We start from the raw sequence: 22,425 nt of genomic DNA on the forward strand, positions 1-22,425 counted from the left end.
CCTTACGCCGCCGGTCCGGTGCGCGCTGCGGCCAGATCGCGGGTGGTGCGCTCCAGCCGGAGTGCCAGGGTCCGCATGACCTCCAGCGACATCTCGGGAAACTCCTTCAGCAGCTTCAGGAAATCGTCCTTGGAAACCGTCAGGACATCCATGTCCGACGTTGCGACGACAGAAGCTGTACGGGGCACGTCGCACAAAATGGCGATCTCGCCGACGATGGAGTTCTCCTTGATCTGCGCGACCGGCCGTTCCCCGTCCGGGGTGTTGACCAGAATTGACGCGGATCCTGCCAGGATGATGAAGGCGCTGTCGCCCTCCTCCCCTTGCGTGCACAAACGCTCCCCCGTCTTGAAGGCGATGCGGTCACTAATAAACGCAAGCAGTCTCAATTTGGTTGCGTCGATCCCCCGGAACAAGGGCACCTTCCGAAGGACTTCGACTTCAGTTTCCAGAGACACACGAACCTCCTAGACCGGACCGGCCAATGGCCGCAATCCAGCTTTCAACTTCCTGGAGCCCAGAAAAGCACCTTGTGACCTCAGCCTCAAGCATCCTGATCCCCATCTTGAATGATACGCCCCTGATCCAGTGTAATTTTCATTGAAAACTCACTGGAAGGCGCATGCGAGGGCGCCCCAAACAGGAGCGTCCTTCCCTTCACGATCCCGCGCAAAGTGGCGCGCAGGGCCACATCCTCGTCACTCATGCCCGTACCGATATCGTCCAGGATGGTTACCTTGGCGTTTTTCAACAGGGCCCGGACGAGCGCGAGACGCCGGCGCTGGCCAGCCGAGAGACGGGAGCCCGACACACCGACATGGTATTCGAACCCGGCAAAGACGATCGGTTCACGCAGATGGTTTTCTTCAACGATCGCCCGGATGACGGCATCAATTCTCTGGCGCGCATCCCGCCGGTCAACGCGCGGGCGCCCGAAGAGCAGATTGTCCTCAACGGATAAGGGGGGCAGATAGACTTGCGGGTCGATCGGCAGGAACAGATCGCTGCCTTGCACCACCTTTTCATAGAAATTGCGGCGGGCCTCGATGATCCGCCCCTTCACCTCGTCATTCATGATTCCGAGACGATGACGGGCAGGAACAAGCTTCAGGGCCAGGGAGATAAGGCGGTCCTTGTCCCGCTGGGTCAAAGTGGGTCTTTGAGCCGAGGACTTTGCAATGCGCACGATCCGGTCGAACTCAGGCAGCTCTTCCCGGGTCAGGAACGAATAGGTGTTCAGCAGCCCGCTGTCTTCGCTGACATTGGCGAAGAGTTCCAGCATGGTCTCTGCCACCCTGAGGCCCGCTTCCTGAAGCCGGATATCAAGCCCAGTTTCCGTCAGGAAGGCACGGACTTCCGGCAGTTCCGGCACTTGATCCACCGTGATCGACGGATCATTCGGCACGGCAAAAAACAAGTTTTCCGCAATGCTCGCACTGGCATTGAACCGGTCCTTGTCCCAAAGCTCGACCAATCCCTCCAGCTGGGGATCTCCGCTGATCCGCTCGCCCAGCGCAGCCCGGACAGCCAGGATACGCTCGGCAAACCGGTCATTGAGAGCCGGATCCAGCCGGGACTGCAGCCCCAGCCGGTAGATATCCGCCTCCAGGCCGACTGCCTTGAGCAGGTCCAGGGCACGGTTATCCAGCCCCGTGACATCGGCAACGCCGGCGGCCTCGAAATCATCCCAGATCGCGCCGATGTCATAGGTCGGGTTCCGGGTTTCCTTGGCTTCAAGCAGGCGGCGCTTGTAGTCCTGCTTGCTCTCTCCCGCGCGCTCGACGGGAACCAGAGGCCGGTGCCGCAGACCGTAGAAGAGGTTCTCACGGATGGTGCCGGACCAGATATGAACCGAACCGCCCACATAGGCGATCTCGCGGCCAAGGGTCGAGGCGGTCAGGTTTTCAAGGTTCTGGCCGCCGATTTCCACTTTTCCCGAGGATGGGCTGACAAGACCGGCCGCCAATTGCAGGACTTCGGACCGGCCGGACCCGTCCGGCCCGATCACGATGCAATCCGCGCCTTCGGGCACTTTCATGGAGATGTCGTAAACCTCCTGCCCTGCCGCCCCGCCGGAGAACGTGACGCCGCTGAGGACCAGATCGCCCTGAAGCTCGACTTTCTCGTCGGAGATAAGACGCTCGACCGGATAGATGTCCACCGGATCGAAGTTCTCGACCACGGTCTGATACTTCACATCCACGTCGGCGACCATCTGGTAATAGGCAAGCAGTTCCTTCCAGGGGCCGGCCAGATCCTTGTAGGCCGCGATCACGGCCAAGAGCGCACCGATGCTCAAGTTCCCCTCGATCACCAGATACCCCCCGATCAGGTAGAAAAAGAACGGGGTCAGCTGGTTCATGAAGTTATTGAGAAACTTGATGAAATACTTGCGATTGAAGATCTCGTAGCGGATCTTGAAATTCTGGTAGAGCCGGTCGGAGATATCCGCCGAATGCCACGCGGAAGCATCGTTGGCATGAATTTCCGGAACGCCGGCAATGCTCTCCCCGACCTTGTCGGCGATCAGGCGGACGTTCTTCACCCTCTGCCGGGACAGAAGGATCACCTTTTTCTGCAGCTTGGGAATCACATAGCCCTGGATCGGATAGGACGAAACCGCAGCCAGACCCAGCAGCGGATCCTGCATGAAGATAAAGCCGAGCTGAACGACCAGCATGCCGCCCTGATAGGCCGGCAGCGCAAAGGCTTCCCCGATAAACCCGCCGACGTCTTCCACCTCGGAGGTGATCATCGGGATGATTTCACCGGAGCTGACTTTCCGGAAATGCGGCAGGCGGAAGCGGAGAACCCGCTGAAACAGCTCGAACCGGAGGCGGCGCAGCATGCGCTCGCCAAGGCGCCCCTTGTAGACGTTGATGTAGAGCTTCAGGCCGTTGGACAGAATCACAAGGCCCAGAAACGCCATACAAAGCAAAAACAGATAGGAGACCTGGTCGAACTCAAGACCGGCGATTTCCCGCGGGAAACCGTCTCCCTGCACGGCGTCATTCACGATCAGCTTCGGCAGTTCCAGTAGAACATAACTGACCGGGTAAGAGAGGACCGTTATGAGGAGAATAAACACTTGCTGGCGTGCGCTGAACTTCCAAATGAAGCGAAACAGGCTCTTTTCCATAACGGGTTCCAAATTGATTTAGCGCAACGTCGTGCAATAAACGAAGTGATGGTATATTACTCAGCCTCTGGACAAGCGCCAGAAATGTTTGCATTCCCGTTACATAACGGGTTGCGCTTCATTTGGGAACCGACGAAAACCCCGCAAACAGCGGGCACAGAAATGGCCGGCTTGGCGCATAAAATGGGGTAGCATGCGTTCCAATTCTCCGAAGATCCTTATCTACAGCCACGATTCCTTCGGGCTGGGGCATCTCAGACGCTGCCGGGCAATTGCTCATTCGCTGGTCGGCAAGTTTGACGACCTGTCGGTTCTGATTCTGTCCGGTTCGCCGATCATCGGCAGTTTCGAGTTCCGCTCCCGTGTGGATTTTGTCCGCATTCCGGGTGTCATCAAGCTGCGCGACGGCGAATACACGCCCCTGTCGCTGCATCTGAACATCGATCACACGCTGGCGATCCGCTCCTCGATCATCGAGCACACCGCCAAGGTCTTCAATCCGGATGTCTTCATTGTGGACAAGGAGCCGCTGGGCCTGCGCGGTGAAGTGCTGCCGACGCTGGAAGCGCTGAAGGACACCGACACGCGCCTGGTTCTGGGCCTGCGTGACGTCATGGACGATCCGGAGATCCTGCGCCAGGAATGGGAACGCAAGAACGTCTACCCCGCGCTGGAAAAGCTTTACGACGAAATCTGGGTTTACGGCCCGGAGGGCATTTGCAATCCGGTTGAGGGGATCGAGCTGCCGGCGGGCGTCGAGGACAAGATGCTTTACACCGGCTATCTGCGCCGGTCTCTGCCCGAGGGCATGGAGAGCCTGCCGAAGCCGGCTCCCTTCGGCGCGGAGCCCTATATTCTCGTGACGCCCGGCGGTGGAGGCGACGGCGTCGAGATGGTGGACTGGGTCATGCGGGCCTACGAGGCACGCAAGAACCCGCTCTATCCGGCGCTGATCATCCTCGGCCCCTTCATGCCTGCGGCCGCGGTTGCCCAGTTCGTCGAACGCGCCGAGCATCTGCGCGATGTGGAAATCATCCGGTTCACGCCGCAGATCGAACCGTATCTCGCCAACGCCACGGCCATCGTCGGCATGGGCGGCTACAACACTTTCTGCGAAATCCTGTCCTTCAACAAGCCGACTCTGATGGTGCCGCGGATCATCCCGCGCCGCGAACAGGCGATCCGCGCTGCCCGCGCAGAAAACAGTGGTCTGCTGCAGGTTCTGCCCATCGATGCTTATCCGGACCCGGACCTGATGGCCGATGCTCTTGCCAGCCTGCCCAAGGTGCCGCGTCCCTCCCACGCAGGTGTCGACAACCTGCTTGGCGGTCTCGAGGTCATCGGCTCGCGTGTCGGAGAGATCTTCGAAGAGGCTCGCGCCGCCCGCCGGGCGCCCCACCTCGTCAATTATTAAGGCTGCCTGTCCTCAGACCGCCTGAAGCCCGTTTTAAAGAGACCAACATGTCCCGCATTGCCGTTGTGGTGAAAGGCTATCCGCGCCTTTCGGAAACCTTTATCGCTCAGGAAATTCTCGGGCTTGAGCGGCGCGGCATACCGATCCTGATCGTTGCCCTGCGCAAGCCTTACGATCCCTTCATTCACGAGCTGCACCGGCAGATCTCCGCCGAAGTGCTTTACCTGCCGGAATATGTGAAGGACGACCCTGCCCGTGTGGCGCGGGCCAAACGCTGGGCAGAACAACAGCCGACTTATGCAGATGCCAAGGCGCTGTTTGATGCGGACTACGCGAAGGAGCACAACGCCGGGCGCCAGCGCCGCTGGGCGCAGGGCTGCGTCTTTGCCCATGAACTGCCGGAAGACGTGACCTGGATCCACACCCACTATCTGCACACCCCCTGCTCCGTTGCCCGCTATGCGGCGCATCTGTCGGGCAAGGGCTGGTCGTTCTCGGCCCATGCCAAGGACATCTGGACCAGCGCGGAATGGGACCTGCGCACCAAGCTGGATGACGCGGCCTGGGGCGTGACCTGCACCGGCGTCAATGTGGACCATCTCAGGGGCCTCTCCGCGAACCCGGACAAGGTCGAGCTGGTCTATCACGGACTGGATTTCACCGGCTTTCCGGAACCCAAGGCAGAACCTGCGGAGCGGGACGGAACGGGTGATCCCGTGCGCATCGTTTCCGTTGGCCGGGCCGTCGAGAAGAAGGGCTATGACGATCTTCTGAAAGCCCTGACCCTGCTGCCGTCTTCGCTCAACTGGCACTTCACCCATATCGGCGGGGGCGAACTGTCCGACGAGCTGAAGGTCCTGGCGGACCGGTATGGCCTATCGGACCGGATCACCTGGCGGGGCGCGCAGCCGCGCGAGGAAGTCATCAAGTCCTGCTCGGAATCCGATCTCTTCGTCCTGCCCTCCAAGCTTGCCAAATCCGGCGACCGGGACGGGCTGCCGAACGTGCTGATGGAAGCTCAGTCCATGGGCCTGTGCTGCCTGTCCACCAGCGTCTCCGCCATCCCCGAACTGATCCGGAACGGCGAGACCGGCGTCTTGGTGCCGCCTGCGGATGCGGAAGCCCTTGCGGGGGCGCTGGCCGATCTGATTGCGCAGCCGCAAAGCCGTGATAGGCTGGGCCGTGCCGCGTCCGCGCATGTGCGCTCCACCTTTGCCAGCGCACCGGGGCTCGACCGGCTGGCGGACAAGTTCCGCAAGGTTCTTTAAGCAGAAAGCGGGACACCGCCTTGAAGATCGCATTCACCGCGCCGATGAAACCGCTGGACGATCCGGTTCCCTCCGGAGACCGGACCATGGGCCGCCTGATCGTTCAGGCGCTGGAGCTGGGCGGCCATGAGGTGCGCGTCGCGAGCCGGTTCCGTACCTGGGTGAAGGAAGGCGGCGACGCCGCGATCCTGACCCGCGAGACCGAAGGCCTGAGTGAGGCCGACCGGATCACCCGGGAGTGGGAGGCAGAGGGCTACCGGCCCGACGTGTTCCTGACCTATCACCTCTATCACAAGGCGCCGGACTGGATCGGCCCGGCGCTTGCCGACCGGTTCAACCTGCCCTACGCGATCATCGAGGCAAGCCGTGCCCCAAAGCGTCAGACAGGCCCCTGGGCACTGGGATTCAGGGCAGCCGATGACGCCCTGGCCCGCGCCGATGTGGTCGGCGCGCTTCACCATGCGGATGCGGAATGTCTTGGCGCTGTGCTTCAGCGGGACCGGCTGAAGATCCTGTTACCGTTTCTGGACACCCTGCCGTTCGAGACCGCAGCAGACCTCGTGATCAAGCATCACAAGGCTCCCAAACTGCTGGCCGCCGGCATGATGCGCGAGGGCGACAAGACCCGCTCCTATGAGGTTCTGGCGGACGCCCTTTCCCGCTGCATGGATCTCGACTGGTCCCTGACCGTCATCGGCGACGGGCCTAACCGGGCCTATGTGGAAAGCCTGTTCCCGCCCGAGCGCACCAGCTTTCTCGGCGCCCTGCCGCCGGAACAGATGCCACAGCATTATGCCGCGCACGATCTTTTCGTCTGGCCGGCCATCCGCGAGGCCTTCGGCTTTGTGTTTCTCGAAGCCCAGGCGTCCGGCCTCGGCGTTGTTGCAGGCAGCACCTTCGGCGTGCCGGACATCGTTCAGGACGGCAAGACCGGTCTGCTGGCGCCTGAAGGCGATGCGGAGGCCTTTGCCGCCCATCTGCGCGCCCTGATCCCCGACCCGGCGCGCATAGAGCAGCTTGGAGAGGAGGCTGCGCGCCATATCCGCTTCCGGCACACGCTGGAGATGGGATGCGCGCGGCTGAATGCCTTCCTTGAAACGGCTCTCGACAACCGCTGGCAGCGCAGCACCGCGCCCCGCCGTCCGCACCAATCCTCCGGCCAGCCTCTATGATCCCTGCTCTATGACCCTTTCCGCCTTCCTCCACGTCCAGCACCTTCTGGGCACCGGCCATGCCGTGCGCACAGCTGCCATCGGCAAGGCCCTGGCCGCAGGCGGTGTTCATGTGACGCTCGCCACCGGCAACCTGCTGCCACCGACCCTCGACACATCCGGTCTTGAGGTGGTCCAGCTGCCGCCGGTCAAAAGCCCGGATGCGGTCTTCAACCGGCTGGTGACCCCGGACGGCACCCCCATTGACGACGCCTGGCAAAAGGCCCGCGTTGCAGAAACGCTCAAGGCCTTTTCCGCCCGCCCCTATGACCTGCTCCTGACCGAGACCTATCCCTTCGGACGGCGCCAGTTCGAATTCGAATTGTCCGGGCTTTTGCAGCTTGCGAAATCCTCATCCCGGAAGCCACTGATCGCCACCTCCATCCGCGACATTCTCGTGCGCAAGCAGGAGCTCTGGAAAGAGGAGTGGATGGCCGATCAGGCGCGGGCTAATTACGACCGCATCCTCGTTCATTCCGATCCCGAGTTCGTCCGCCTTGCCGACAGCTTCCCCTTTGCCGAAAGGGTCGAACATCTGGTGCGCTACACCGGCTTTGTCGGCGGCGGGCCGCGTCCGGTGCCGCCGGAAGGCGACGGAGAGGATGAGGTGATCGTCTCCTGCGGCGGCGGAGCCGTTGCGGAAAACCTGCTTGCGGCCGCCCTTGATGCCCGTCCCCTGTCCCGAAGAGCCGACGACACTACTTGGCGTCTGCTTGTTGGCCATGACATTCCGGAAGCGGATTTTGCGGCCTACTGCGCCCGCGCCTCGGAAGGTGTCATCGTGGAACGGGCAAGACGGGATTTCCCGGGCCTTCTTCAGCGCGCCCGTCTCTCCGTCTCCCAGGCCGGATACAACACGGTGCTCGACATCCTGATTGCAGGTGTGGCCGCCGTCTTCGTGCCTTTCGCGCAGGTGAAGGAAACCGAGCAAACCCAGCGCGCCGAAGCCCTTTCCGCCCATGGCAGAGCGATCGTCACCCCGGAACAGAACCTGACGCCGGAGCGTCTGGCTACCGCCGTGGACGATGCCCTTGCCCTGCCGCGCAAGGAGACCCATGTCCGCCTGGGCGGGGCCGAGGAAAGCGCCCGCATCCTGCTGGAAGACCTGAAAGCCAGAGCTGCATGACTGCCGAATTCGACCGTTTTCAAGAGGAACTGACCGCACATCTCGACTGGTTTGCCGAACGGGGCCGCAAGGTCCGCTTCTGGTGGCGCGATGATGATGCGATCGAGCCGACCGCGGATCTGGACCGGCTGCTGGCGATTGCCAACCGGCATCAGGTGGATGTGGCACTGGCGGTCATCCCTAAGGATGCGACCGGGGCTCTGGCGGAGCGCCTCAAGGACGAGCCCCATGCGATCGTGCTGCAGCATGGCTGGCAGCACAAGAACTTTCAGCGCAAGGACCTTGGCGAGAAAGCCGCGGAACTTGGCACCCGCCGGGACGTGGAAGAGCTGACCGGACAGCTGGCGGAGGGCAAGGCGCGGCTGGAACAGCTGTTCGGCCCGCGCTTTGTGCCCGCCATTGTGCCACCCTGGAATCGGATCGCGCCGGAGGTCTCCCGCGCTCTGCCCAAGATCGGCCTGCCGGGACTGTCGACCTTCACCTTCCTGAATTTTCCGCGGGCCCATCAGGTGCAGTCCCACGTGGACATCATCAAGTGGAAGAAGGACCGCCGTTTCATCGGCTGGAATTCCGCCCGTCTGCGCCTGGACCTGCAGCTCTGCCGCCGCCGGACCAATCCGTCCGAGCCGCTCGGCATCCTCTCCCATCATCTGGCCCATGACGAAGGCTGCTACGCGTTTCTGGACAGGTTCCTGGCCATCGCCGCCCACCATCCGGGCGCGGAATGGCCCCGGGTGAAAGATCTGTTTGCGGCAGAATGAGTTGACGTCATGTCCAAAAGCACGCCCGCGACCCAGGTCCTTTCCAAGGCCGGAATTGCCTTCACACTCGTGACCTATGACTATGACCCGAATGCGGAACGGGTCGGCCTGCAGGCAGCTGAGGCGATCGGCGTGCCGCCATCGGAAGTGTTCAAGACCCTGATGCTGGAACTGGACGGCAAGCCGGTCTGTGCGATTGTTCCCTCCGACGAGGAGGTCAACATGAAGAAGCTGGCGGCAGCCCTTGGCGGCAAGTCGGCACAGATGATGAAACCGGTGAACGCCGAACGGCTGACCGGCTACAAGGTCGGCGGCATCAGCCCCCTCGGCCAGCGAAAGAGCGTACCAACCGCCCTGGACGAACTGGCGACGCTTTACGACGAGATCTTCCTCAACGGCGGCCAGCGCGGCCTCCAGATCCGCGTTGATCCGGAAGACCTGATCAAGGTCCTGAACTGTCAGGTTGCCGACCTGGTGCGGTGAGGGAGATACCCGCAGACTGATCCTGGACGAAGCTGGCCCGGGATCCACGAGTGTCTCACGTCGAGAATATCTTCCACCAAGGTTCAGCACCGGCAGTCTCGATTTGCTTCGGAGAGACCAGGGCCGATTTCTGTTCCTGTTGCTGGCTGCCGCAAATAATTTTCCACAAAACCTCAGCCTTGAGCATAAGACAACCTATGTTCTCTTTCTCTCCTTCAAGAAAGCTATTGTAGAAAACATAGTACGCTCCGGCCTTTTCCTCAGAGAAATAACCGGTAGAGCAGGAGGTGATGGCCAACTTCAACTGATCGATGTCGATCTTGTAGGAGTAGAAATCCTGCCCCTTGATGGCATCCAGTTTCTTCGCCTGGACCAACATCGTGTATCAAGCGTAATTCCAGATCCAGTCGCCGCCGAATTCAGATTCCAGCTTGGCGCCCTGCAAACTGGTGGTGCCAAGTCCGAAACCGTTGTCATTAGACTGTTGCTGTATGAAAGCCAGATTGACGCTGGTAATTGCATCCTCGCGGATCATCTCCCCCATGTTTGACGATGCAGCCATGACGTCATAAGTCCACACCGAGCGTTCTTTCAACACATTCACCAAAGTCATAGCAGGCTGCCTCTCTCAGAACCGGCCCCAGTCACCGGGCTTGTTCGAAGGACGCTGCAAGCAGCTCCTTTGTGACGCCATCCCTGATCAACTTGGCAACGGGCAGGCTGCGCAATCCATTCCCGCCAACAGTCGCTGTCTCACACGAGTTCTTTCCCAGCAGGAACTGGCGAGGTAGGATCTGGCAGTCCGTTTCCTTCTCCTGACATCGAGTTTCCCCAGTGACCGACACGCTCTATCTGCTTCAGCCGGGCTTTTCCGATCCGGCCTATCCGGGTGACACGTTCTATTGCTGGCACTGCGCGCTGATGGAGGGGGTATTGGCCTCGTTTCCAGAGCTGGCGGCAAGGATCGATGTCAGGCGGATTGCCTGGCCGAGGCCGCGCGCGGAAATCGTGGAGTTGCTTGGAGAAGAGAACCAATCATTGCCGGTTCTGGTTCTGGCGGAAGGCGGGTCCATCAATGACAAGGACGCGATCCTCAGCGCCTTGAGCGAGCGGCACGGGTTTCCCCTGCCCCACCCGTGACCTCATACCAACCCAGGACTCCAAAATTGTCTCCGCGCCGTCCCGGCCTTGAGCCGGGACCTGCCTTAAATCTATATTATTCTCAATAGAATAAACAAATGGGAGATCCCGGATCTACGCTTCGCTTCGTCCGGGAAGGCTCCATGGAAAGGTGAGCTTACCAGCCTAGGTCAAGCCACAACCGGCTTAACCAGACGCATGCGCCAGGTAACGCCCTTCTTGTCGGAGACGAGGCGGTAGTCGTCGAGGACTTCCCACTTCGTTTCGTCATCGGTTGCTTCCCACAGCTTGGCGATCAGCTTGTTGGCACCGCTTTCCGGGCGCTTGGGCGAATACATGGACAGGGCAATGACGCCGTCCTGCTTCAGGAACGGCACATAGCGGGCTACGAGGGCTGCCGGGTCTTCGGCGAAATGCAGGACTTCGTTGAAGACGATGGCGGAGAAGCTTTCGCCGTCTTTCGGCTCGAATGTGTGCATGTCGCCAGCCCGGAGCGAAGCGATAGACGGATCGACATTGGCGATCTCGAGCGCGGACGGTGCCAGATCCATGCCGACATAGCGCTTGATGCCCATGGGCTGCAGGCGCTCGTAGAGCAGGCCTTCGCCGCAGCCGATATCCAGAACCTCTTCCATGGAGCCGGTGAGGTTCAGCCACATGCCGATGATGCCGTAGCGGCCGCTTTCGGGCAGCGAGCGCAGAAAGGCCCAGCGGCCGGCTTCGTATTCCTCATTCCAGCCTTCAGCGGTGGTGGCGTTCTTGGACATGTATTCTCCAGACACTGCGCCCGCATCACGCCTTCCGGCGGCGGGCCACTTCAATTCAGGTTTGAGGATCACTTATAGGGATCTGCCGCGTCGCGCAAACCATCGCCCAGGAAATTGAACGCCAGAACCACAATGATGATCGGGATAACCGGGGCCATGAGCCAGGGATAGACCGTCACCACGGATATGTTCTGCGCTTCGTTCAAGAGCACGCCCCAGGACACGGACGGGCGGCGCAGGCCGAGGTTCAGGAACGACAGGGCCGTCTCCCCCAGGATCATCGAGGGGATGGACAGGGTCGCAGAGGCGATGATGTGACTGGTGAATCCCGGCAGCAGATGCCGGGTGATCACCCGCTTGGGCTTCGCCCCCATCAGCAGCGCCGCCTTGGCATATTCTTCTTCGCGCAAGGACAGAAGCTTGGAGCGCACGGCACGGGCAAGGCCCGGCCAGTCCAGTAGGCCCAGGATGACCGTCAGGCCAAAATAGATCCAGACCGGGCTCCAGGTCACTGGCAGCGCCGCGGACAGTGCCATCCAGAGCGGCAGCTCCGGCAGGGACCGCATGATCTCGATCAGCCGCTGGATCAGATTGTCGGCAAGGCCACCGAAATAACCGGCGATGCCGCCGAAGAACAGCCCGAGCACGATGGCAATTGTCACCCCGACCAGACCAACGGTGAGCGACAGGCGCGCGCCATAAACGAGACCGGAGAACTGGTCACGGCCCAGCCGGTCCGTTCCCAGAAGGAAAAGCGTGCCGCCTTCAGCCGGACAAACCAGATGGAAGTCCGCCTTGAACAGCCCCCAGAAGTCGTAAGGATCGCCCGAACAGAGGAACCGCAGCTTCTGAACCTTCGTCGTGTCGTCTGTAAAGACCCACTTCAGATTGACCATGTCCAGTTCGGACTTCATGCCGTAGACGAACGGGCCGACGAGCTTTCCCTCATGAAAGAGATGCAGCGGCTGCGGCGGGGCATAAAGATGCTGGCTGTCGCGGGTGTTGGGCGTATAGGGCGCGATCAGCTCCGCGAACGGGACGCAGAGATAAAATAGCAGCAGAATGACACCGGACCAGACCGCCAGCTTGTGGCGGCGGAACTTCCACCACATGATCTGCCATTGGGAGGCTTGATAGAAGCGCTCCTGCTCGGGCGTCAAATCCTCGGCAACCGCCGGATTAAAAGGATCTGGATGAACGTAATGGGTGCTCACGGCCGTGGTTTCCTTTGTCCCGGTCATGACGCGGCCCTCCCGCCAAGCCGGATTCGCGGATCAAGCACGGCCAGCAGCAGGTCGGACACCAGCATTCCGATCAGGGTCAGAACAGCAACGAAAAGAAGAATGAAGCCCGCCAGATACTGATCCTGGCTCTGCAGCGCGGACAAAAGCACCGGCCCGACGGTCGGCAGGTTCAAGACCACGGACACGATAACGGAGCCGGAAACCAGCGACGGGATCAGGTTGCCAATGTCGGCGATGAACGGGTTGAGGGCCATCCGCAGCGGATATTTGGCGAGCAGCTTCTTTTCCGACAGGCCCTTGGCTCTGGCAGTCGTCACATATTGCTTGTGCAGCTCGTCCAGAAGATTGGCGCGCAGGCGGCGGATCATCGCCGCCGTGCCTGCCGTGCCAATGACGATGGTGGGCACGACAAGATGGGCCAGAACCGACAGCACCTTGCCCATGCTCCAATCCTGATCAATGTATTCCGGCGCCATAAGCCCGCCCACAGACAGGCCGAACCAGCGGTTGAAGAAATAAAGCAGGATCAGACCGAGCAGGAAGTTCGGCACCGCCAGGCCGAGATAGCCCAGGAAGGTGAAGCCGTAGTCGCCCCAGGAATACTGCCGGGTGGCCGAGTAGATGCCGATCGGGAAAGAGACGATGTAGACGAACAGGATGGTGGTAAAGTTCAGGATCACCGTCAGCGGCAGTGTCGGGCCGATCACTGTTTCAACGGGTTTGTCGAACTCGAAGGACCAGCCCCAGTTCCCCTGCAGCAAGCCATCGAAGCCATGCGGGCCGGACCACAGGCCCACCCAGATCAGGTAACGCTCGAAGAAGGGCCGGTCGAGAGCGAATTCCTTGCGCAGGAATTCGAGCTTGGCAATAGACGCGGTTTCGCCGGTCGACTTGAGTGCCGAGATCTGGTTGGAAATATAATCCCCGGCAGGCAGTTCGATAATGAAAAACGTCAGGAAGCTGATGATAAGAAGCGTCGGGATCATCGCGAAGATCCGGCGCACGATATAGTAGATCATCAAATTTCCCCTCTCCCTCTTTTCTGCATTCTTGAGGGACTGTTTTTCTTATCTATCAAATGAAACGCGCCCGGGCAGACCCGGACGCGCATGACCATACCCGGGTTTAGCGGCGGTGCTTCTCGTCGAGGAAGAACTCATCCATGCGGTGAATACCGAACTGTGCGCCCGGATCCCAGCCGTAGATGGCCGTCAGGGGCACATTCTGCACGCCGTTTATGACAACCGGTTGCGGTACCTCGGACACAAGACCAATGTGGATGGTCTCATCCGCATGGATTTGCAGCATCTCCTCCCAGATCTTGCCGCGTTCCTCAGAGGATGCCGATCCAAGCCAGGACTTGTAAAGGTCCATCAGGCGGATAGCCGGTTCCCAATCAGGCTTCTCACCGCCAGCTCCTTGCGTCTCATAATAGTCGCCCCAGGCATGCCAGGACAAGAAATCACCGCTTGTGGGCGCATAGTCGTTGGGCGGCATCTCGGAGGTCGGAATACCGTTCTCGAAGCCGGACCAGACCGACATGACCAGATCGCCGGTCACAGCCCGGTCGCGGACGATGTCACGCTGGCTCGGCTTGATGAACAGCTTAATGCCGATTTCCTTCCAGGTTTCGGCTACGAGCTCCAGCGCATCGTCGTGGGACTGATGCTCGCCGAAGGTCTCGATGATGATTTCCAGCGGACGGCCGTCCTTCATCAGCCGCACACCATCGCCCCGGCGCTCGGTCATGCCCAGCTCATCCAGAAGCGCGTTGGCTTTGGCCGGATCATACTCCGCCCACTCACTGCGGAAGCTGGCCTTGTAAAGCGGGCTCATATCCAGAACCGTATCGTTCCCAGCCTTGCCCAGGCCGAAGAACAGGGTGCGGTTGATCATGTCGCGGTCGATGCCGACAGACAGGGCATGACGGAACCGCTTGTCCCGCAACAGCTCACGCCAGACCGGGTCCTTCACCGTCAGGTTCGGCAGAATGGAAATTTCCGACCCCTTGGTGTTGGTCCAAAGCGCCGTCGTATAACCGCTCTGGGCCTCGCCCTGCTTCAGAACCGTGATATCGGAGAAGGAGAGATTGCGCGCCTGAAGGTCGCTTTCGCCTGCCTGGGTCTTGGCGGCGATCAGCTTGCCGTCCGCAACGGTCATGATGACCTTGTCGATATAGGGCAGCTGCTGCCCTGTGCTGTCGACCCGGTGGTAATAGGGATTGCGGTTCAGCACAAAACGGCGGTCGCTGTCCCCATCTGTGCGCACCCAGGGCTGAAGCGACGGCAGATTGGGGTTCTGCGCGTTATACATGTCGTCCAGCTTGTTGTGCAGCGGTGCCCAGCCGCGGGCTTTCATTGCCTCGGCCTTTTCCTCGATAAACTCGGGCTTGCCGTATTTGACGTGGAACTGCTTCAGATAATGGGCAGGACGGTAGATGAACGGCGGGCTGGACTTGGCCAGTTCCGGCAGAAACAGCGGGTTCGGCTTGTCCCAGGTGTAGCGGACCGTGGTGTCGTCCAGCACCTCGAACTTCGGGCCTTTGCCATCCACGAGCAGGAACGGCGGCAGGCCGGACGGGTTCAGTTCCGTGTTCGATGCCACGTCTTCGAAATAATAACGCAGATCTTCCGCACCGAAAGGCTGTCCATCCGACCACTTGTGGCCCTTGCGCGTGTGCAGGGTGAAGGTACGGCCCTCCTCGACCTCGTAAGCTTCCAGAATGTCCGGAACAAGATCGAGCTTCTCATTGTAGCCCACGAGACGGGCATAGCCCCAGACATTGATCAGGCGCACATCCTTGGCCCGGCCGATCAGCGTATCCAATGTGCCGCCGGGTGTTCCCACCTTGCGGCCTTTGGCGTCCATGTCCACGATCAGCGGTTCGGCAGGCACACGCTCGCTCACCGGCGGCAGACTGCCGTCAATTCCAGGTGTTTCCTTCAGGTCCAGCGCCAGCGCCGGCCATGACGACAAAGCCGTGAAAACCAGCGCAAACGCGCCAATTCCCTTCCAAAACTTCATGCTGCAGTCCCCCTCGCGGCGCCGGAGGAAGCAAGCCCCGGCGCACAGACAAAATGATTTTCTTCTTGTTCAACCAGCACCGGCGCCATCTGATCGGTCAAGCGGTAAGGTTCCGGCCAGTTTGCCGGATCGGACGCCCTTTGGGCGCCAATTGCTGAGAAGTCGAGCGGCGCATTCAGATCCGGCGCGGGAACCGCTGCCAGAAGCGCCTTGGTGTAGGGATGCAGCGGATTGCCGACCACTTCCCGGGTTTCTCCAACTTCCACCACCCGGCCACGGCACATCACGGCGATCCGGTCGGCGATATAGTCAACCACCGCGAGGTTATGGCTGACGAACAGGTAGGTGAGATTGAGGTCGCGCTTGAGATCCTGAAGCAGGTTGAGGATCTGCGCCTGAACGGAGACATCCAGCGCCGAGGTCGGCTCGTCGCACAGGATGAACTCCGGATTGAGGGCCAGCGCGCGGGCAATGCCGATACGCTGGCGCTGGCCGCCGGAGAAGGAATGGGGATAGCGCCGCAGGTAGCGCGCATCCAGGCCCACCAGGCTCATCAGCGAGCGGGCGCGCTCTGCCTGCTCGTCTGGCGTTCCGATATTATGGATCTGCAGCGGCTCGGTCAGGATGTCATTGACCGTCATGCGCGGATTCAAAGAGGAGAAGGGATCCTGGAAGATCAGCTGGACGCGGCGGCGGTAGTCCATCAGATCATCGCCGGACAGCTTGGCGATGTCCTGAAGACCGTTGCCCCGGTTATAGAGAACCTTGCCGCCATTGAGGTCCAGGGCCCGCAAAACGGCGTTGGCCACCGTGGTCTTGCCTGACCCGGATTCTCCGACAAGCCCCAGGCACTCACCGCGTTTGATGGTCAGATTGACGCCGTCGAGTGCCTTCAAGACGGCCGGTTTGGGCGAGAAAAGACCGCTCTTGCGCAAGGCGAAGCACTTGCGGGCGTCCTGAACCTCCACCAATGGCTCGCCCGGAGCAACAGAGCACTCCACCCTGTTGCTCTTCAGATCTGCTGCATTGACGACGATCGGGCGGATCGGAACCAGCCGCTCGCTCTTGTCCATGTTGAAGCTTGGAACGGCGTTGAGCAGAGCCTTGAGATAAGCGTGCTGAGGATTGGAAAAGAGCTGCTGCGCAGTCCCCTTTTCCATGATCTTGCCGTGATAGATCACCACCACATCGTCGGCCATGTTGGCCACGACCCCGAAATCATGGGTGATCATCAGGACCGACATTTCCAGCTCAGCCTGCACATCCTTGATCAGTTTCAGGATCTCCGCCTGGATCGTAACATCGAGGGCTGTTGTCGGCTCGTCGGCGATCAGCAGGGCCGGATTACAGATCATGGCCATGGCGATCATGGCACGCTGGCGCAAACCGCCGGACAATTCGAAGGGATAGGCATCGAGCGCACGGGCAGGATCGGGGAATTGCACCAGCTGGAGCATGCCGCGGGTTAGCTCCCGCGCTTCCGTCCTGCTCACGTTCCGGTGCAGCAGAGCCGCCTCCCCGATCTGGTCGCCGATGGTGTGCAGCGGCGACAGCGAGGTCATCGGCTCCTGAAAGATGATGGCGACGCGGTTGCCGCGAAGGTCGCGCATGACGGCGCCCTTGCGGTCCAGACCGGCAATGTCCACAGGCTCGCTGCTGCCGCGCGGGTCGGCCAGAAGCACCCGGCCAGATGTGACCGTTGCGGCCGTAGGCAAAAGACCCATGATGGTTTGGGAAATGACAGTTTTTCCGGAACCGGACTCGCCGACCAGAGCCACGGTCTTGTTCTGAGGAACCGTGAAGGACACATTGTCCACCGCACGGGTACGCCCCTCAGCCGTATGAAAATCGACAGTCAGGCCATCGATTGTCAAAACATCCACTGCCACTTCCTCCCGCGCGGTAAAGCGTGTCTCCACTGACACTAAAAGCCAGTGCCGGGTCGAAAGACAACCACAATTACCAGCAACTTAGCAATGGGTAAGGGGGAAATGATTGAAGTGTGATCCAGATCACAAACAGAGATCTGTCAGGCCATGCCGTTATTCAGCGGCGGTGATCGCAGGAAGACTGTAATCAGCAGTTTCCGGCTTGGCGAAAGGATCCAGTTTCCAGACCTGAAGTGCCCCGGCCCTGCCCCTCAGAGCGAAGTCTCCGGCAGCCTGTTCGCAGGTCTCGCCCGGCAGCTGGGACACCGTATCCGCACTGGCCAGGATCACAACCTCTTCACCGATACCTAGATCTCTCCCCAGAGACTGCAGACGTTCCGTAACGTTCACCGTGTCTCCAACGACAGTATAGTTCCAGCGGTCAAGCGCCCCGACGTTGCCGACAACCGCTGGCCCGGTGTGAATGCCGATACGCAGATGGATTACTGGAGCGCCGGTGTTTGCGGCCACAAGATTTGCGGCGTGGAGCGAACGTGCGATACGCCTTGCACTGCGCACTGCGGCAGCGGCATGGTCCGGCCGCGCGTCCGGCGCGCCCCAGAAGGCCAGCATGCCGTCGCCGATAAACTTGTCGACGGTGCCGCCTTCGGCTTCAACGGCAGCAACAAGGATCGAGAAATGCTCGTTGAGATGGCGGGCGGTTTCACTGGCGGTCATGTCTTCGGACAGGGCCGTAAAGCCGACGATATCGGTAAAGACCACCGTCAGTTCGGCTTCCCTTGCCTGGGCCGCACGTTCACCACCCAGCCGCATCAGCTTGGAAAACAGCGATCTCGGCACGTAGGTGTTCATGGCCTTCAGGCCTTCAACCATCGAATTGAAGGCAAGCGCCACCTGATCAAGCTCGGCAACCCGGCTGCGCGGCAGCGGCTGCACATCTTCAAGCGCGAGGCTGCCAACCTTGCGGGACTGGATCGCAAGCACCTTCAACGGCATTGCCACGCGGCGTCCCATCCAGATGGCAATCATCACCGCAATCATGAGCGCACCGACGCCGACGATCGCCGAACCGGTCAGCCGGCGGATCTCACGGGAAATGGAAACCCCGCGGAAATACTGGCCGATCACCCAGGGCTGGTCGCTGTAACCCGGCACGACGATCCGCATCATGATGAAATCGTCTTCCCCAACGTCTATCTGGGACACGTCGATCCCGGAGGCTGCCGCCTTGTCGAAACCGGACAGTTTCTCGCCTTTATTAATGGCCGCCAGAACAGGATCTCCGAGCTCGGTCCGGCGTGCAGGCAAGCTTTTTGCAGGTTTCCCGCCGGTCTGCAGCTCTTCCATATCCGAGTGGAGGATCACGTCATCCCCATTGGCGATGATGAAGATCGTGGCGTCGTCGCCCTCTTCAATGCTGCGGATCGCCGTCCCCAGTTCGGTCAGGGAACTGGCCGCCGTCAACGTCGCCACCTTCTTGCCGCCCCGCACCAGCGGCACGGAGATATTGGCGAACTGGCCGATGTCGTTCAGCATCAACGGGCCCCAGGTCGGCGGGCTTTCTGCTGTCAGTTTGGGAAGAACGTATGTCTTCTCGCCTCCAGAGGGGATCTGGCGCCGGAAAGGCCACAGCCGTCCATTCGGCGCCCGGTAGACGCCGAAATTGTCACCGTTGAGATCGGTCACCACGAGAACAGTGATCTGATCATTTGCGGCAAGGGCGACTTGCAGCTGCCCGAGTGCCGCCGAAGTGTCCTCCAGGCTGATAATTCCGTTGTCAAAAAACGGCTTCAGATCGGTCACGGCCTGCTCCACGGAGCTGAAATGCCCGCGAAGCTCGCGCTCCATGCTTTGGGTGATCAGGATCGCCTTGTCGTTTAAAAGCGAGAAGGTGTTGCGGAAGTTCGCCTTGATTGAAAGAAACAGGACGAGCGCCAGCGCAACCGCGACAAAACCACCGAAACCGAAGGAAATGATACGGGTGAGCGGTATGTTCAGACGCCGCCGCTTACGCTTTGGAACCACGACCTTGTTCAAGTCTGCGTCCTTCTTCCCTGGATGGCCCTCTTGGTTACGGCCAGTTTCCAGAACTTTCATATATGCCTTGCTGACACCTGCATCCTAACCAAAACTATGGCGTAGCACAGGCGCTAGCTGGGTTTCTTCGCGTCCGCCACCGGAAAATGGTAACGATTTGTCCCGGCGGATCAATCCTTTGCCGCAGTTAACCCTAGCTCGGCAAGAATCTCTTCCGTGTGCTCTCCCAGCCCGGGAGAAGCCCGCTCCAGCACCAGATTACTCTCCGAGAACCGTATTGGTGTCCGTACGGAGGGAATCGTTCCGGAAGCAGCTGATGGTAAAGGCAGGTCCACCTTCATCTGCCGGTGGGCCAGTTGAGGATCGTCAAACACATCCGCGACCGTGTTGATCGGCCCTGCCGGAACGCCCTTTTTCTCCAGTTCGGACAAGAGCCCGTCACGGGTGAACCTGATGGTCTCCTCAAGCAGGACCGGTATGAGCTGCTCCCGGTTGGCAACACGTCGCGCATTGGTGGCGTAATCCGGATTTTCCAGAAGATCCCGCCGGTCCAGGATCTCGCACAGCTTCACGAACTGGCTATCATTGCCCACGGCAATGATCAGATGGCCGTCGCTTGCCGGAAACACCTGATAGGGAACGATGTTCGGATGCGCATTGCCGAGACGGCGGGGCGCTGTCCCGGAGACCAGATAATTCATCGCCTGATTGGCGAGAATGGCTGCAACAGAATCCAGAAGCGCCAGATCGACACGCTCCCCCCTGCCGGTCTGATCCCGGCGGCGGAGCGCTGCCAGCACGCCAACCACTCCGTAGAGGCCGGTGAAGATATCGGCTACCGCGACGCCCACCTTCTGCGGCTCGCCGTCCGGCGATCCGGTCAGGTCCATCAAGCCGCCCATGCCCTGGATCATGAAGTCATAGCCGGCCCGGTGCGCATAGGGCCCGTCCTGGCCGAAGCCAGTGACAGAGCAATAGATCAGACGCGGATTCAAGGCCTTCAGGCTGTCATAGTCGAGACCGTATTTCTCCAGCCCGCCAACTTTGAAGTTCTCGATCAGGACGTCCGCATCCGCGACCAGACGGCGGACGATCTCCTGCCCCTGCTCGGTACGGAAATCAGCCGCAATGGACCGCTTTCCCCGGTTGCAGGCATGGAAATAGGCGGCATCCAGCCGGTTGCCTTCGCCATCCTCGACGAAGGGAGGTCCCCAGCCGCGCGTGTCATCGCCCGCAGGAGATTCGACCTTGATCACGTCGGCCCCGAGATCGGACAGGGTCTGGCCGATCCAGGGACCTGCCAGAATCCGCGCGAGTTCCACGACCTTCACACCCTCAAGAGGAGCAGCCATGAGTGCCTCCCTGGCAAACCGCCGCAGCGGTCAGCCTTGCTTCCGGTAGAGATGATAGCGGCCCGGGCGGATGCCTTCAGGCTTGGGCAGCGTTTCGAAGTTCGGCAGATCCAGCGGCAAGCCGGACAGAACGTAGCCACCCGGCGCCGTGTGCAGGTCGATCAGCGGCGACAGCCAGGAAGACGTCGCCAGGTCCATCGTCGGATCACCGGAGCCGAGGTCGCAATGGATGAAGGCGGCTGGTCCCTTGATGCGCGGCCCGCAATAGGCGAGCGTGTCCCGGATTTCCCCGAAGATCATATGCTCGGCATCCGGAATGCAGCTCGGATGACAGGCCAGATCCCGGTCGAAGACATAGATGTCCCGGTCAGGCAGGATCTCACGGATATGGTCATAGGTCCGGCCATTGCCGAGTCCAAGCTCAAGCACCGGCCCCTCTACCCCTGCAAGGCGCGCCGTGACGTCTTCCAGCAAAATCTTCTGGGCCGTGAGGCGGCGAATGAAACTGTCGAGGCGACTCATACCAAAATCCCGTGATTAAATGCGGCTTCTCCTTAGCTCGCTGAACCGGCAAGGTCAAAGGAAGCAAACGGAACCACACCCTCTTGTGATCTTGCGCGAGATCGGCAGGAGGGATCTTCCCGGCTTGCGGAACCCACAAGCCCCGTGGTTCAAGGGGAAGATAACGCAGGAAGCCGCTGCACGAGGAAGGAAGCGAAGATGCCCGAGCTCGATCTGGAAGCCGAATACAACAATCGGGAACGGGTTCCGGAGCATCCGGCGATCATCGCTGGATGGGCACAGGACGCAGAGGCGTACCGCAAGGCCCGTCCAGACGCCAAGCTGGACCAGGTCTATGGCCCTTCCCCGCGCAATATCTACGACTTCTTTCCGGCGGAGCAAGGTAGCCCGGCGCAACGCCTGACCGCTCTCTTCATTCATGGCGGTTACTGGCAGGCTTTGGACAAGAGCTACTTCTCACACATGGCGCGGGGCTTGAATGCGCGCGGATTTGATGTGGTGGTCGCCAATTACTCGCTTTGCCCCGCCATTTCTGTCGGCGGCATAACCGGGGAGATGCAAGCCCTCGCAGGTCACATCCACCGGCTCACGGGCCGGAGGCTTGCCGTTTACGGCCATTCTGCCGGCGGACATCTGACCGCAGCCCTGATGGCGGCGGACTGGGAGGTGCAGGGGTTGCCCGCCGGTCTCGTCGCGGCCGCCATGCCCATCTCCGGCCTGTTTGATCTGGTGCCGCTTGTCTCCACAAGTGTCAATGCCGCGCTGGGACTGGATGAGGACAGCGCACGGGCTGCGTCCCCGATTTCGGCTCCAAAGCCCACGAGCGGACGCTACATTGCCGTCGTTGGCGGGGCGGAAAGCTCCGAGTATCTGCGCCAGAGCCGCCTTCTTACCAGCCTTTGGCAAGGCCCAGCCTTAAGTGGTGAGCTGGACATTCTGGAAGGCGCGAACCATTTTACTGTCATCCTTCCTCTCGCAGACCCGTCCAGCACGCTGGTTTCCAGCCTGGCCGGGATCGCCAGTGATCACTGACCGACACGCAACCGGA

20 protein-coding genes are annotated in these 22,425 nt (G+C 60.7%); 8 read left to right on the forward strand and 12 right to left on the reverse strand.

The genetic code is table 11. From position 1 onward, the window contains the following. Positions 1–2: 2 nt before the first annotated feature. Together IG616_RS18000 and IG616_RS18005 are read right to left on the reverse strand one after the other, a co-directional pair. The gene (locus tag IG616_RS18000; protein ID WP_192149570.1) at positions 3–458 is read right to left on the reverse strand and encodes a cyclic nucleotide-binding domain-containing protein; all 456 of its coding nucleotides are present in this window, start codon (positions 456–458) and stop codon (positions 3–5) included. Between the two features lie 86 nt (positions 459–544). Next, positions 545–3,139 carry an ABC transporter ATP-binding protein/permease gene (locus tag IG616_RS18005; protein WP_192149571.1) on the reverse strand — a complete coding sequence of 865 codons (2,595 nt, stop codon included), beginning with the start codon at positions 3,137–3,139 and terminating at the stop codon, positions 545–547. A 193-nt stretch (positions 3,140–3,332) separates the two neighbouring features. Here IG616_RS18005 and IG616_RS18010 point away from each other — a divergent pair, with 193 nt between their 5' ends. The 6 genes from IG616_RS18010 to ybaK are packed head-to-tail and all read left to right on the forward strand — an operon-like array spanning position 3,333 to position 9,402. Continuing rightward, positions 3,333–4,553 (forward strand): glycosyltransferase family protein, encoded by a 1,221-nt coding sequence (locus IG616_RS18010; RefSeq protein WP_192149572.1) that lies wholly within the window; start codon positions 3,333–3,335, stop codon positions 4,551–4,553. 47 nt (positions 4,554–4,600) lie between these two features. Continuing rightward, positions 4,601–5,821, forward strand: a complete 1,221-nt coding sequence (locus IG616_RS18015) for a glycosyltransferase family 4 protein (RefSeq protein WP_192149573.1) — start codon at positions 4,601–4,603, stop codon at positions 5,819–5,821. Between the two features lie 20 nt (positions 5,822–5,841). Further along, positions 5,842–6,993, forward strand: coding sequence for a glycosyltransferase family 4 protein (locus IG616_RS18020; RefSeq protein WP_192149574.1), 1,152 nt, complete (start codon positions 5,842–5,844; stop codon positions 6,991–6,993). Then, a complete protein-coding gene (locus IG616_RS18025) occupies positions 6,905–8,158 on the forward strand; it encodes a glycosyltransferase family protein (RefSeq protein ID WP_209007729.1) in 1,254 nt (417 codons plus the stop codon). Before IG616_RS18020 ends, IG616_RS18025 begins: the two co-directional genes overlap by 89 nt. Next, positions 8,155–8,919: a polysaccharide deacetylase family protein gene (locus tag IG616_RS18030; RefSeq protein WP_192149575.1), complete on the forward strand. Its 765-nt coding sequence runs from the start codon at positions 8,155–8,157 to the stop codon at positions 8,917–8,919. The genes IG616_RS18025 and IG616_RS18030 overlap by 4 nt, the downstream gene beginning before the upstream one ends. 9 nt (positions 8,920–8,928) lie before the next feature. After that, positions 8,929–9,402, forward strand: a complete 474-nt coding sequence (ybaK, locus tag IG616_RS18035) for a Cys-tRNA(Pro) deacylase (protein WP_192149576.1) — start codon at positions 8,929–8,931, stop codon at positions 9,400–9,402. Between the two features lie 55 nt (positions 9,403–9,457). Here the strand turns inward: ybaK and IG616_RS18040 are convergent, their stop codons facing one another. Next, positions 9,458–9,781, reverse strand: a complete 324-nt coding sequence (locus IG616_RS18040) for a hypothetical protein (protein ID WP_192149577.1) — start codon at positions 9,779–9,781, stop codon at positions 9,458–9,460. A 6-nt stretch (positions 9,782–9,787) separates the two neighbouring features. Then, on the reverse strand, positions 9,788–10,015 hold the full coding sequence (locus tag IG616_RS18045; RefSeq protein ID WP_192149578.1) for a hypothetical protein: 228 nt from the start codon (positions 10,013–10,015) through the stop codon (positions 9,788–9,790). Between the two features lie 221 nt (positions 10,016–10,236). Between IG616_RS18045 and IG616_RS18050 the strand changes: the two genes are divergently transcribed. Beyond that, positions 10,237–10,542 carry a DUF3088 family protein gene (locus IG616_RS18050; RefSeq protein WP_192149579.1) on the forward strand — a complete coding sequence of 102 codons (306 nt, stop codon included), beginning with the start codon at positions 10,237–10,239 and terminating at the stop codon, positions 10,540–10,542. Between the two features lie 170 nt (positions 10,543–10,712). On the opposite strand, the gene IG616_RS18055 is transcribed toward IG616_RS18050, so the two are convergent. The 8 genes from IG616_RS18055 to IG616_RS18090 all read right to left on the reverse strand — a co-directional run bounded on the left by IG616_RS18055 (position 10,713) and on the right by IG616_RS18090 (position 21,377). Then, positions 10,713–11,309, reverse strand: coding sequence for a class I SAM-dependent methyltransferase (locus IG616_RS18055; RefSeq protein ID WP_192149580.1), 597 nt, complete (start codon positions 11,307–11,309; stop codon positions 10,713–10,715). A 68-nt stretch (positions 11,310–11,377) separates the two neighbouring features. Beyond that, on the reverse strand, positions 11,378–12,550 hold the full coding sequence (locus tag IG616_RS18060) for an ABC transporter permease (protein WP_192149581.1): 1,173 nt from the start codon (positions 12,548–12,550) through the stop codon (positions 11,378–11,380). Beyond that, on the reverse strand, positions 12,547–13,572 hold the full coding sequence (locus IG616_RS18065) for an ABC transporter permease (RefSeq protein ID WP_192149582.1): 1,026 nt from the start codon (positions 13,570–13,572) through the stop codon (positions 12,547–12,549). Before IG616_RS18065 ends, IG616_RS18060 begins: the two co-directional genes overlap by 4 nt. Positions 13,573–13,678: 106 nt before the next feature. Beyond that, positions 13,679–15,577: an ABC transporter substrate-binding protein gene (locus IG616_RS18070; RefSeq protein ID WP_192149583.1), complete on the reverse strand. Its 1,899-nt coding sequence runs from the start codon at positions 15,575–15,577 to the stop codon at positions 13,679–13,681. Beyond that, positions 15,574–17,460 (reverse strand): dipeptide ABC transporter ATP-binding protein, encoded by a 1,887-nt coding sequence (locus IG616_RS18075; protein WP_192149584.1) that lies wholly within the window; start codon positions 17,458–17,460, stop codon positions 15,574–15,576. Before IG616_RS18075 ends, IG616_RS18070 begins: the two co-directional genes overlap by 4 nt. Positions 17,461–17,619: 159 nt before the next feature. Beyond that, positions 17,620–19,503, reverse strand: a complete 1,884-nt coding sequence (locus IG616_RS18080) for an adenylate/guanylate cyclase domain-containing protein (protein WP_209007731.1) — start codon at positions 19,501–19,503, stop codon at positions 17,620–17,622. A gap of 170 nt (positions 19,504–19,673) precedes the next feature. After that, positions 19,674–20,855 carry a CaiB/BaiF CoA transferase family protein gene (locus IG616_RS18085; RefSeq protein WP_192149586.1) on the reverse strand — a complete coding sequence of 394 codons (1,182 nt, stop codon included), beginning with the start codon at positions 20,853–20,855 and terminating at the stop codon, positions 19,674–19,676. A 30-nt stretch (positions 20,856–20,885) separates the two neighbouring features. After that, positions 20,886–21,377 (reverse strand): class I SAM-dependent methyltransferase, encoded by a 492-nt coding sequence (locus tag IG616_RS18090; protein WP_192149587.1) that lies wholly within the window; start codon positions 21,375–21,377, stop codon positions 20,886–20,888. Between the two features lie 198 nt (positions 21,378–21,575). Here IG616_RS18090 and IG616_RS18095 point away from each other — a divergent pair, with 198 nt between their 5' ends. Next, entirely contained in the window at positions 21,576–22,409 is an 834-nt protein-coding gene (locus IG616_RS18095; protein WP_192149588.1) for an alpha/beta hydrolase, read from the forward strand. The last annotated feature ends 16 nt before the right edge of the window (positions 22,410–22,425 follow it).

The sequence above is a fragment of the Roseibium litorale genome, from assembly GCF_014842915.1.
GTDB classification, from domain to species: Bacteria; Pseudomonadota; Alphaproteobacteria; order Rhizobiales; family Stappiaceae; genus Roseibium; species Roseibium litorale.

Bases quoted from the DNA above. Each gene is read 5' to 3' on its own strand.
- IG616_RS18005 (WP_192149571.1), bottom strand. From the start codon at position 3,139: ATGGAAAAGAGCCTGTTTCGCTTCATTTGGAAGTTCAGCGCACGCCAG.
- IG616_RS18010 (WP_192149572.1), top strand. From the start codon at position 3,333: ATGCGTTCCAATTCTCCGAAGATCCTTATCTACAGCCACGATTCCTTC.
- IG616_RS18015 (WP_192149573.1), top strand. From the start codon at position 4,601: ATGTCCCGCATTGCCGTTGTGGTGAAAGGCTATCCGCGCCTTTCGGAA.
- IG616_RS18025 (WP_209007729.1), top strand. From the start codon at position 6,905: ATGCCTTCCTTGAAACGGCTCTCGACAACCGCTGGCAGCGCAGCACCG.
- IG616_RS18030 (WP_192149575.1), top strand. From the start codon at position 8,155: ATGACTGCCGAATTCGACCGTTTTCAAGAGGAACTGACCGCACATCTC.
- ybaK (WP_192149576.1), top strand. From the start codon at position 8,929: ATGTCCAAAAGCACGCCCGCGACCCAGGTCCTTTCCAAGGCCGGAATT.
- IG616_RS18040 (WP_192149577.1), bottom strand. From the start codon at position 9,781: ATGTTGGTCCAGGCGAAGAAACTGGATGCCATCAAGGGGCAGGATTTC.
- IG616_RS18045 (WP_192149578.1), bottom strand. From the start codon at position 10,015: ATGACTTTGGTGAATGTGTTGAAAGAACGCTCGGTGTGGACTTATGAC.
- IG616_RS18055 (WP_192149580.1), bottom strand. From the start codon at position 11,309: ATGTCCAAGAACGCCACCACCGCTGAAGGCTGGAATGAGGAATACGAA.
- IG616_RS18060 (WP_192149581.1), bottom strand. From the start codon at position 12,550: ATGACCGGGACAAAGGAAACCACGGCCGTGAGCACCCATTACGTTCAT.
- IG616_RS18065 (WP_192149582.1), bottom strand. From the start codon at position 13,572: ATGATCTACTATATCGTGCGCCGGATCTTCGCGATGATCCCGACGCTT.
- IG616_RS18070 (WP_192149583.1), bottom strand. From the start codon at position 15,577: ATGAAGTTTTGGAAGGGAATTGGCGCGTTTGCGCTGGTTTTCACGGCT.
- IG616_RS18085 (WP_192149586.1), bottom strand. From the start codon at position 20,855: ATGGCTGCTCCTCTTGAGGGTGTGAAGGTCGTGGAACTCGCGCGGATT.
- IG616_RS18090 (WP_192149587.1), bottom strand. From the start codon at position 21,377: ATGAGTCGCCTCGACAGTTTCATTCGCCGCCTCACGGCCCAGAAGATT.
- IG616_RS18095 (WP_192149588.1), top strand. From the start codon at position 21,576: ATGCCCGAGCTCGATCTGGAAGCCGAATACAACAATCGGGAACGGGTT.